This window comes from uncultured Winogradskyella sp., from assembly GCF_963975125.1.
Taxonomy (GTDB): Bacteria; Bacteroidota; Bacteroidia; order Flavobacteriales; family Flavobacteriaceae; genus Winogradskyella.
In genome coordinates, this window is record NZ_CAXBGB010000096.1 from 1 (window position 1) to 10,937 (window position 10,937).

At 33.1% G+C, this 10,937-nt stretch carries 11 protein-coding genes; all 11 read right to left on the reverse strand.

All coding sequences use genetic code 11. The features are described 5' to 3' along the window. On the reverse strand, positions 1-1,536 hold a 1,536-nt coding region (locus AAC053_RS12245; RefSeq protein WP_339757031.1), incomplete at its 3' end, for an efflux RND transporter permease subunit. Positions 1,537-1,661: 125 nt separating this feature from the next. Continuing rightward, entirely contained in the window at positions 1,662-2,741 is a 1,080-nt protein-coding gene (locus AAC053_RS12250) for an efflux RND transporter periplasmic adaptor subunit (RefSeq protein WP_339757033.1), read from the reverse strand. Positions 2,742-2,801: 60 nt separating this feature from the next. Further along, positions 2,802-4,106, reverse strand: a complete 1,305-nt coding sequence (locus AAC053_RS12255) for a TolC family protein (protein WP_339757036.1) — start codon at positions 4,104-4,106, stop codon at positions 2,802-2,804. 339 nt (positions 4,107-4,445) lie between these two features. Beyond that, a complete protein-coding gene (locus AAC053_RS12260; protein ID WP_339757039.1) occupies positions 4,446-4,616 on the reverse strand; it encodes a hypothetical protein in 171 nt (56 codons plus the stop codon). A gap of 199 nt (positions 4,617-4,815) precedes the next feature. Further along, on the reverse strand, positions 4,816-5,757 hold the full coding sequence (locus AAC053_RS12265) for an L-histidine N(alpha)-methyltransferase (protein ID WP_339757042.1): 942 nt from the start codon (positions 5,755-5,757) through the stop codon (positions 4,816-4,818). A 1-nt stretch (position 5,758) separates the two neighbouring features. Continuing rightward, entirely contained in the window at positions 5,759-6,637 is an 879-nt protein-coding gene (locus AAC053_RS12270) for an SUMF1/EgtB/PvdO family nonheme iron enzyme (protein WP_339757045.1), read from the reverse strand. Positions 6,638-6,766: 129 nt separating this feature from the next. Then, positions 6,767-6,913 carry a hypothetical protein gene (locus tag AAC053_RS12275; protein WP_339757048.1) on the reverse strand — a complete coding sequence of 49 codons (147 nt, stop codon included), beginning with the start codon at positions 6,911-6,913 and terminating at the stop codon, positions 6,767-6,769. 1 nt (position 6,914) lies between these two features. Then, positions 6,915-8,138 (reverse strand): alpha/beta fold hydrolase, encoded by a 1,224-nt coding sequence (locus AAC053_RS12280; RefSeq protein ID WP_339757050.1) that lies wholly within the window; start codon positions 8,136-8,138, stop codon positions 6,915-6,917. A 24-nt stretch (positions 8,139-8,162) separates the two neighbouring features. Further along, entirely contained in the window at positions 8,163-8,669 is a 507-nt protein-coding gene (msrA, locus tag AAC053_RS12285) for a peptide-methionine (S)-S-oxide reductase MsrA (protein ID WP_339757053.1), read from the reverse strand. A 112-nt stretch (positions 8,670-8,781) separates the two neighbouring features. After that, entirely contained in the window at positions 8,782-10,350 is a 1,569-nt protein-coding gene (locus AAC053_RS12290; RefSeq protein WP_339757055.1) for a YdiU family protein, read from the reverse strand. Positions 10,351-10,403: 53 nt separating this feature from the next. Beyond that, positions 10,404-10,850, reverse strand: a complete 447-nt coding sequence (gene msrB / locus AAC053_RS12295; RefSeq protein WP_339757058.1) for a peptide-methionine (R)-S-oxide reductase MsrB — start codon at positions 10,848-10,850, stop codon at positions 10,404-10,406. Positions 10,851-10,937: the final 87 nt, after the last annotated feature.

Sequence of the window (10,937 nt, forward strand, 5' to 3'; positions counted from 1 at the left end):
TTTATCTTTTTCTCTTAAGAAAATATAACCTAAGTAAGGCGTAATAGTTAAGGCAACAAATAATGATAAAATCATAGCAATTGAGGCTCCAATTGGCATTGGTGCCATATATGGTCCCATTAATCCTGAAACAAAGGCCATTGGCAAAACAGACGCAATTACTGTAAACGTTGCTAGAATCGTTGGGTTTCCAACTTCGTTAATAGCATATAATGCGGCTTGTTTAAATGGTAAGCGTTTCATCCTAAAATGCCTATGCATATTTTCGGCAATAATAATAGAGTCATCGACGACAATTCCTGTTACAAATACTAAAGCAAAAAGTGTGATTCGGTTTAATGTGTAATCGAGCATATAGTAACTCAACAAGGTCAAAGCAAATGTAATTGGAACTGATAAAAACACAACCAATCCACCTCGCCAACCCATTGCTAGCATTACAACAATAGTTACTGCAAATATAGAACCAACAAGGTGTAATAATAATTCTGATACTTTTTGAGATGCGGTTTCACCATAATTTCTGGTGATTTCTACATGTACATCATCAGGAATTAAAGTGGCACGTAAATGATTAACTTTATCAATAATAACTTCCGAAATTTTCATGGCATCAGCACCTTTTCGTTTTGCAACAGAAATGGTTACAGCAGGATATTCAGATTTGTAATCTGAAGATTTTATACTTCCTTTTCCAAAACCTAAACTCACATAATTTTGTGGCACTTCTGGGCCATCAATAATAGTTGCCACTTGTTTTAAATATATAGGCTGATTTTGTTGCACACCAACCACCAAATTTTCAACATCTGTGACCGTTTCTAGAAATTTTCCAGTATTCACAAGAAATTCCGTGTCATTTTTATCAAAACTACCAGAGCTTAATTGCGAGTTATTCGCTTTAATCATTTCTGAAACCGATAAGAAATCTAATCCGCTTGCTGCTAATCTATCTTTGTCTAAAACCACACGTAATTGACGGTTTCTACCTCCAATTTTGTGAGTAATAGCTACATCATTTACCTTTTTTATTTCGGCTTCCAGCTCTTGAGCCATTTGGCTTAATTGGTAGTCGTCATAGTTTTCGCTCCACAATGTTAAACCTAACATGGGCACATCATCAATCGCACGCGTTTTCACTAGCGGAAACGTAACGCCTTGCGGCATTTGATCCATGTGTTTGCTAATTTCGTTGTATAATTTTACAAACGAACGCTCAATATCTTCACCAACATAAAACTGCACGATGACCATACCTTGCTCCTTCATCGACGTAGAATACACATATTCCACACCTTTAATATTAGAGATTAGTTGTTCTAATGGCTTTGTTACATGCGACTCTACTTCAGTAGGACTTGCACCTGGATAACCCACAAAAATATCTGCGATAGGCACATCAATTTGAGGTTCTTCTTCACGCGGAATTAAAAACGAACTATATACACCAACCACCATAAATACAATCATCAATAACACTGTAAGTTTTGATTGCATAAAGACTTTGGCAATTTTTCCTGCGATACCTTCTTTCATAATAAGCCCCTCTAATTCCCTTAAAATGGGAAAACTGTTACGGGGTATTTTTTAGTTAATACTTTTTTATTTTTGATACCTACAAGGTTTTTGAAACCTTGCAGGATACTGAATACTGCAACTGTTTACTGAATACTTACCTTCGCTCCATTAAAAAGTTTCCCATCAGCAGAAACGATATACGCTTCGTCTGCATTTAAACCAGATAACACTTCCACTTGGTTGCCAAAAGTTTTTCCTAAACGCAACCAACGTAATATGGCGGTATTACTTTGACTTATAGTATAGATTCCAGATAGTTGTCCGTTAGTTATTAGTGCTTCGGTTGGTATTAAAACCATTGTTGATATTGTTTTTCTTTCCACAGGAAACTGCACTGTTGCAAACATGCCAGATAAAATATTGACATCTGTTTTATCCAAATCTATCTTTACTAAATATTGTCCACCTGTGTTTTTTGCTGATGTACTAATCTCAGTCACTTTTCCTTTCAACGTTTTGTTGATAGATTTTACTAATACATCAACTCTAGTTCCTTTTTTAATTTCAGAAATCTCGGTTTCAGGAACTAATGCCATCACTTCAAAATCTCCTGATGTTTCTAAACTTATTAATGCCATTCCAGGGTTTGCCATATCACCAACTTCTATGTTTCTACTAGTAATTGTTCCGCTAAATGGTGCTGTAATATTGCTGTAAGCAAATTGTGCATTGATTTCGTTTTTCATCTGATTGGCAGCTTCTAAGCGTGCTTTTGCCATTTCAAAATTGGCAGTCATATCATCCATTTCTTTTTGTGACGCACTGTTTTCTGCTAACAAATTTTTATAACGGTTATAATCTTTTTTGGCATTGTTGAAAGCAGCGGTTGCTTCAGTTATTCCTGCATTTGCTTGAGCACGTTTTGCTTGTAAATCAGAATTATTTATGGACACTAATAATTGACCTTTACGGACTTTATCGCCAACATTTACGTGTGCTTTAGTTACGTAACCCGCCATTCTGGTACTTAAATCTGCACTATTAGTTGCTTGTATTTTTCCGCTAACACTCAAAAACGGACTGTTGCTATTTGTAGCTACTTGGTTAACTTTTACGCTTATTGCTGGCGAATTGTCTGTAACTGCTTTTTTGTCTCCGCTACCACAACTTGTTATAAATAATAATACGGTTGTTAGAGTTAATAGGTATATGTGTTTTTTCATTTTTTATATTTTTTTAAAACCTTAAATACTAGTCTTGGATCTTTATTCTTGTTTCTCTTTTTATTCTTTAGTTAAAAATTGCAAATAAGCTTGTGAATAATTGTATTCAAAAATGGTTTGATAATGTTCCAATTGCTTTTGTGCAAATTGCGTTTCAGCCATTAGTAAATCTGAGGTTTTTTCTAAACCTTCTTTAAATCTATTCGTTCTAATTCTTAAAGATTCTTCAGATTGTTGTAAAGCCAAACTGGTTAATTTTAGTTTGTTTTCAGCATCTAAAAAAGTACGTTTAGCTTTGTTTAATTCTAAATTACTTTGAGATACATATTGTTTGTATTCTAGCTTTGATTTTTCGAATTCGGCTTTGCTTTTTTGTGCTTTTCCAAAACGTTTAGACCCTTGAAAAAGATCCCAACTTAGTTGCGCACCAAATAAATAGCCATTGGCATCTGCTTGAAAAATTTGATCATCATACAACTCATAACTCCCAAATGCGTTTAATCGAGGTAAAAACGCCATTTTATCTGCTTTATTTATGGCTTCGTAAGCATTTGAAGCCAATTGCATAGCTTTGATGTCTGAGCGATTTTCAGAAATCATTTTATCTTCCATTGCAAATGTTGAAATCTTTAGTTCATCTGTTGGTGTATAAACCACATACGTTTCATCATTCATTAAAAAAGAAAGATAGTTTGAAGCATTTTGCACATTACTTCTAGCACTATGTAATTGGTTTTTAACTTCGGTAACTCTTACTTCAACATTCAGTACATCTGCACGTTGTAAGTAGCCTTGTTTAAAGCTGTTATCTGCTAATTTTTTATTGGCATTTGCTGCTTCTAATGCTTTTTCTAAAACATCAACTGCTTTATACGCTAATTGTAATTGCATGTAGGCTTTGTTTACTTCAAATGCTAAGAAATCTTGTGTGCGTTCTGTTTTTAAAGACATCGCTTCCATTTTAGATTTGGCTGCTTTGCGTTGGTACATACCATCTAAATTGATTAATGGTTGCTGAATTTCAAGCTTAGTAGCGTAGTTTTCAATCTGCGAAGGATTATTTAATAACGCTGGACTAAAATCGTTTTGCGTTAAAATTTCTTGATTCAATTTAGAACCAAAAGCCATTAACGGATTTGTAGTTGCAATAGCTGTATGACTTGCTGTAATGTTTGGCAAAAACACCGCGTTTGTTTGTCTGTAATCGGCTCTAGCTTGATTGAATTCTTGTTGAGAAATCTTAATAGACGTGTTTTTTTCTGATACTCTTGCTAAAACTTCTGATTTTGTTATTGGCACCAACTCTTGCGCTTGCAAAGATAAAGTCACAAAAAAGAATATGGTTATGTAAATTGGTGTTTTCATTCGTTAAATTTTTCTGATGCAAAGTTAAGAATATATTATATGAGCTTCGGTAACTAATGTTACCAACAATAAAGGCATTTATAATTAATTATAAATGCCTTTTACCAACCAATCAAAAACTGACAACCACATCAGTTTACTTTTCTTGTGCCTCCATACCTTCCAGAAGCAATAATCATTATTTTTAATTTGAAGAGCATAATCTTATGCTACATATAAAAAATCAAAACCAAGGTTAATACGATGACTTTGAAGAAAAAAATTTAAACCACATCACTGTAAAAAAATAGGATATTCTACTATGAGCTACCCTCTTTTAAATTTATAATTAGTTCTTAATTAATCTGCTGAGCTATCTTCTTCACTAAGATTGCTAGACGTGCCTTTCTTCTTTCCGCTAGACATGAAATTAATTAGTATGCCAACTAAAATGATACAGACCAAAGCAAAGATTGCTATCATAATAACTCCATTAGTCCAACTATATAATGCTATTATTGTATTAACCATATTGTGTTATTTTTAACCGAGTATAAAATTACTAACTTAAATTATTATGAAATATGACATTTGTTAGTAAATAAAAAAAACAAACTACTTCGCCTTTTTGCTGTTGTCTCTTGGTGAACCAAGTGGTTATAACATTTATAATTTCATTTTTTTTAGGCACACTATCTTGTCTCCGTACGTGTTTTACGTTTTTAATTAGCTATTTAACTAATAAGGTATCTGCAAAATAGTGCTTACAGTCTAAAAAATGTTCTTTTACCTTTAGTCCACTTTGTTCTGCAAGGTTATTTATTTCATCAAGGCTATATTTTTTTGATAATTCTGTCCAAATCAATTCATCATAGTGAAAATCAAAACTTTTGTTTAATTTTTTAAGCATCACTTTCTGATTACCAAGACTTACAATATAGCTTCTTACTTCCCCATTCAGAGGATTGTAATGGCAGTAAAAATCAAAATCATCTATCTTAAAATCACCATCAAATTCTCTATTAATGCGCAACAATAAATTAATATTAAAGCGTTTAGTAATTCCATACTGATCAAAATACGCATTTTGTATTTTTATTGGGTTCTTTTTTAAATCAGTACCAAGCAACAATGCATCTCCTTTTTTCATGCTATCGTTAAATAATTGTAAAAGATTTATAGCTTCTTTTTCATGATAGTTACCAATATTACTACCTAGAAACAATAGCATACTAGGAGTATTTTCTTGAACATTTTCTTTAGAAAGAATCTCAAAATAGTCGCCAACTCTAGGGTGAATAGAAAGCTTTGGTAATTTGGCTTTCAGTTTTTTAGTTAAATTACCCATAGCTCCATGCGAAATATCGACAGGCACATAATGGAAATCTATATTATTATTGACTAAATATTCTAGCAATTTAAATGTCTTAAAACCATCTCCAGCACCTAGCTCTACAATATTAAAAGGTTGATTAAAATTAACTGCTTCAATGATTTGTTTGGCTTGCAACGAGAGGATTTCGAACTCGCTATCTGTAAGGTAGTATTCTGGCATTTCCATAATTTCTTGAAAAATGCGACTTCCGGCATCGTCATAAAAATATTTTGAAGAAAGTGTTTTCTGATGTTTAGAAAGACCACTAATAACATCATTCGCAAATTGTTTGTTCATATTATTTAACTAGTCTTATTCCTGAAAACATCCACCGCATTGCTGGATGAAAAAAGTTCCTGTAGGTGTTTCTGCTGTGATTTTTTGGTGTTGCTAAGGATGCTCCTCTTAAGACTTGCAAGCCAACCATAAATTTACCGTTATATTCACCAAGTGCTCCTTTGGCTTTTGTGTAATTCGGATAAGGTTGGTAGGCACTAGCAGTCCATTCCCAAAGTTTTCCCCAATTAAATTTTGATGACGCTATTTCCCATTCAAACTCGGTAGGCAAGCGCATTTTTTTCCATTCTGCGAAGGCAAAAGCTTCATAATAGCTAATATGCATCACTGGTTGCTCTAAATTGATATCTTCCAACCCGTTAAAGTTATAATACTTCCATTTTCCGTTAGTAAAATGCCAATATAAAGGCGCTTTTATGTTATTCTTATTGATTAAATCCCAGCCATCTGCATGCCATAAATTAAAATTCTGGTAACCTCCGTTTTCAATAAATTCAAGGTACTCTTTATTGGTAACTAGCATGTTAGAAATTTTAAAAGGATGTATATATACCTTATGCAGACCTAGTTCAATATCAAAACAAAAATCATTTCCTTTATATCCAATCTCATAAACACCTTCCTCTATACCAATAAACGTTTCTGAATGTGTTTCTTTTTGAATTAAAAAATCACCTTCATACTTCGGAAACGTAGGTTGATGTCCTAGAATATATTTGATATCATAAGCTAATAACTCTTGATGTTGTTGTTCGTGATTGAGACCAATCTCTAACGACTCTAAAAGTGCTTCGGTTTGATTTTTATCTAACAAATCGGCTACATTTTTTGTAACATATTTACGATACTCATACACTTCTTTTACGGTAGGTCGCGTCATTAAACCTCTTTTTGGACGCAAAATACGGTTACCAGCATTATTGTAATAACTATTAAATAGATAAGCAAAATCATCATCAAAAACCTGATAGTCTTTTTTGAATTCCTTAAGAACAAACTGCTCAAAAAACTAGGTGCTATGGGCTAAATGCCATTTTGGTGGAGAAACATCTAGAATAGGTTGTACAGAATAATCTTCATTTTCTAATGGTTTACAAATGTTTTCAGTAACATTTCTGGTTTCTATAAATCTTGTAATTATGGACTCTTTATTCAAACTATGCTTCTATTATTTTTGTATCAAATACAACTTCACTAGCTACTGTTTTATGTACTGGACATTTAGATGCAATCTCTTTTAAACGCTGTTTTTGTTTGTCGTTTAGATTCCCAATAAATTTCAAACGTTTTGAAATATGGTCTAAATATCCAGGTTTTTCAACATCTAACATTAATTCATCACTATGTTTTCTTACATGAGAAATATAAACATAAACTTCTTTTAAATCCCATTCTTTTCGTTCTGCATATAACTTTAGAGTCATTGCTGTACATGATGCTATGGCAGCATTTAAATATTCATAAGGTGAAGGGCCAAAATCGTCACCACCAACACTACTTGGTTCATCTCCAATAAAGGTATGTTTTTGAGTTTGCAATTGCGTTGTGAAATTATTTTCTGTCAAATCGAGATGTGCTACCAATTGTTCGCCTTCTGTACTTAACATTTCGTTTTCTAGCTGTGGGAAATATAATTTAACCCATTCACCTATAATCCGTCCTACATATTCGCTATGTTTTGAATTCATAAGCAAGTGGTCTGCATCATGTAAACTTACAAAACTCTTAGGGTGTTTTGCTTGATGATATAGCTCTTGCGCGTTTTCAATCCCAACTATTCTGTCGAAAGGTGCATGCATCACTAAAAGCGGTTTACGAAGCTTTTTTGTAATGGCAGGTAAATCAGTTTTACCAAAATCATTAACAAATTCTTGATTAATCTTAAAAGGTCTTCCTCCAATATTTATTTCTACTTCGCCTTTATTAGCTACTTCATTTATAGCATGCGAAAAATGATGTGTCACATGCTCTACTGTTGCTGGAGCTCCAATTGTTGCTACAGCTTTAATGTTTTCTAATTTAGATGCTGCTACAATAACTGCTGCACCTCCCAATGAATGCCCTATTAACAAACTAGGTGCTTCATAATGCTTTGTAATGTATTTATTAACTGCTAATAAATCTTCTACATTAGCAGAAAAATGGCTTTCTAAAAATTCGCCTTCACTTCTTCCCAAGCCTGTAAAATCAAACCTAACAACTCCAAATCCATGAGATGTTAAAGACCTTGAAATGTTTTTTGTGGCATTAAGGTTACTACTACATGAAAAGCAATGTGCAAAAATAGCATAGTAATTCGGTTTTTGATTTGCAGGTAATTCTAAATACGCAGCAAGGGTATATCCTTTTATATTTTTAATTTCTATTCTGTTGGTTCTCATGATGCTTTATATTAAAAAACAATGTTATACCTCTTCCTTTATATAGCTTTCATCAAATCTTAAGAAATGACAGGTATATCCATTAGGATTTTTAACCAAATAATCTTGATGGTAATCTTCTGCTAGCCAAAATGTAGCATAAGGTTCAAGTGTGGTAGCCACTTTTTCTTGCCACTTTCTAGATTGGTTGACTACATTTATCATGTCTTCTGCAATTGCTTTTTCATCTTCATTTTGATAAAAAATTGCAGAACGATAACTAGATCCTCTATCATTACCTTGTTGGTCAACGGTTGTTGGATTATGAATTCTAAAAAAATAATCCAAAATTTCTCTAAAAGAGGTTTCGTTTGAATTATATGTTATCTCTAATCCTTCTGCATGTCCTGGATGATTTTTATAGGTGGGATTGCTGTTTTCACCTCCTTGATATCCTACTTCTGTATCTTTAATTCCTGGTCGCGTTCTAAATAAATCTTCCATTCCCCAAAAACAACCTCCTGCTATATATGCTTTTTTATAATTAGTCATAATGGTTCGTTTTAAATTAATAACTTTTTTACTATTTTTTAGTCTCTAATTGTACTATATAATTACACTCAATAAAATTCTTTTATTTAAAAAAAAAACTGAGCTCATTTTACTATGAGCTACAGGACAGCATAGAACATCCTATTTTATGTCTTGCCCATTCAGGTCGTTTTGCAAACCATTTTTTTAATTCTGATTGTTCATCATAAGGTTTTTTTAGAAGATTGAAAAGTTCGTTAACGATACTATAATCTCTCTTATTAGCTGCATCAATAGCTAATTGCGCCATGTAATTACGAAGTACATATTTAGGATTCACTTTGTTCATCTCTATTTTTCTTTGGTCGTCAGTTAAAGATTCTACTACTAATCGTTCTCTATAGGTCTTGAACCAATTTTTCCAACGTTCTTTTATAGTCTCTAAAATTTCAGTTGGCTTATAAAATGCCTCTTCAATGACAGACATCCAGTCTTCAGTATTTGCTTTCTTGAGGTTAGCGAGCTTTCTAAAAAAGATAGTCATATCTGTTTCTGAAAGTTGTAATACGTTTTCTAATTCTTCAATTAAAAGAATGTCTTTTTTATCTTCTTTTTTTAATCCTAGTTTTGAGCGCAACATATTAAGATATGCTGCTTCTGCTTCTTTAGGGTAATCGTTCAAAATAGTTTCTAACGGTTCAGCTTCATCAATCAAAGGATAAATGGCATTTGCTAGTTGAAACAAATTCCAATGTACTATTTGTGGTTGTGTTCCGTAACGATATCTTTTATGTGCACTATCTGTAGTATTTGGTGTCCAATCATGGTCATAACCTTCTAGCCATCCATAAGGCCCATAATCTATGGTGAGCCCAAGAATAGACATGTTGTCTGTATTCATAACACCATGAACAAAACCAACACGTTGCCAATGAATAACCATTTCCATACTTCTTTTTGCGACTTCTTTCATAAAGGCGATATACACGTCTTTAGAAGGCTTGCCTAGATGAGAATAATGATTCTTAATTGTATAATCTACCAAGGTTTTTAATGTTTTCTTATCACCTCTAGCCGAAAAAATCTCATAGCTTCCAAAGCGCAAAAACGAAGGTGCTACTCGTGCTACAATCGCTCCTTTTTCGTATTTTGGATTACCATTGTACATGACATCACGTAATACTCGATCTCCTGACAATGATAATGATAAAGCTCTAGTTGTTGGCACACCTAAATGATACATGGCTTCGCTACATAAATACTCTCTAATCGATGAGCGCAAAACTGCTAATCCATCTGCAGAACGTGAATATGGTGTTTCACCAACTCCTTTTAGTTGTAGTGCCCATTGTTTACTGTTATGTTCTATTTCAGCTAAATTAATAGCTCTTCCATCTCCTAATTGCCCAGCCCAATTTCCAAACTGATGTCCACCATAACACATAGCATAAGGATGTGTATTCTTAAGAAGTTTGGCTCCGGTAACTACATTTAAAAAATCCTTTGTTTTGCTATCTTCCTTTGACAAACCTAAATTATCTAACATCTCTGGTGACGCATGGATTAAGAATGGATTGCCTGGAATTTTAGGTGTTACATAAGAAAAACAAGCCTCTTTGACATGTCTTGTGGTATTTTCGAGAATTGTGTCTCCTGGTAATTCTTTATTAAACCTATCTGATATATTGAGTATTAATGCCACATTTTTATATTTATAAAGTTTGCACACAAATCCGTATAGTAGTCGACTTCTTTTTATTCTGCCTGAAGTATCATCGATTCTGAATTAACACAATATCTCAATCCGCTTGGTTCTGGTCCATCAGAAAAAACATGACCTTGATGTGCATCGCAAGTGTTACATTGTGCTTCTACGCGGACCATTCCAAAAGATACGTCTTTAATATATTTGATAGCATTTTCTTTTATTGGTTGAGAAAAACTTGGCCACCCTGAACCTGAATTAAATTTAATAGTAGAATCAAACAATGGTGTGTCGCAACATACACAGTTGTATTTACCTGCATCATATCTACTACATAATGCGCCTGTGTTAGGAGCTTCAGTACCAGATTTACGAGTAATTCTGAATTGTTCTTTAGTTAAAACAGTTTTCCACTCAGCTTCTGTTTTCTCTACTCTACGATCTGGTTTCGGATTCCCTTTTACTGAAAAATTTATAATGTCTTTCCAAGTTAACATAACTTTATTTTAATTGATTTACAAAATTACTATTATGAAATCTAGAACTATACACTAACGCTTATTAATGTTTACTTCCCGATACAA

Excerpts from the sequence above, each read along its gene's own strand:
- AAC053_RS12250 (WP_339757033.1), bottom strand. The coding sequence starts at position 2,741 with ATGAAAAAACACATATACCTATTAACTCTAACAACCGTATTATTATTT.
- AAC053_RS12255 (WP_339757036.1), bottom strand. The coding sequence starts at position 4,106 with ATGAAAACACCAATTTACATAACCATATTCTTTTTTGTGACTTTATCT.
- AAC053_RS12260 (WP_339757039.1), bottom strand. The coding sequence starts at position 4,616 with ATGGTTAATACAATAATAGCATTATATAGTTGGACTAATGGAGTTATT.
- AAC053_RS12265 (WP_339757042.1), bottom strand. The coding sequence starts at position 5,757 with ATGAACAAACAATTTGCGAATGATGTTATTAGTGGTCTTTCTAAACAT.
- AAC053_RS12270 (WP_339757045.1), bottom strand. The coding sequence starts at position 6,637 with ATGACGCGACCTACCGTAAAAGAAGTGTATGAGTATCGTAAATATGTT.
- AAC053_RS12280 (WP_339757050.1), bottom strand. The coding sequence starts at position 8,138 with ATGAGAACCAACAGAATAGAAATTAAAAATATAAAAGGATATACCCTT.
- msrA (WP_339757053.1), bottom strand. The coding sequence starts at position 8,669 with ATGACTAATTATAAAAAAGCATATATAGCAGGAGGTTGTTTTTGGGGA.
- msrB (WP_339757058.1), bottom strand. The coding sequence starts at position 10,850 with ATGTTAACTTGGAAAGACATTATAAATTTTTCAGTAAAAGGGAATCCG.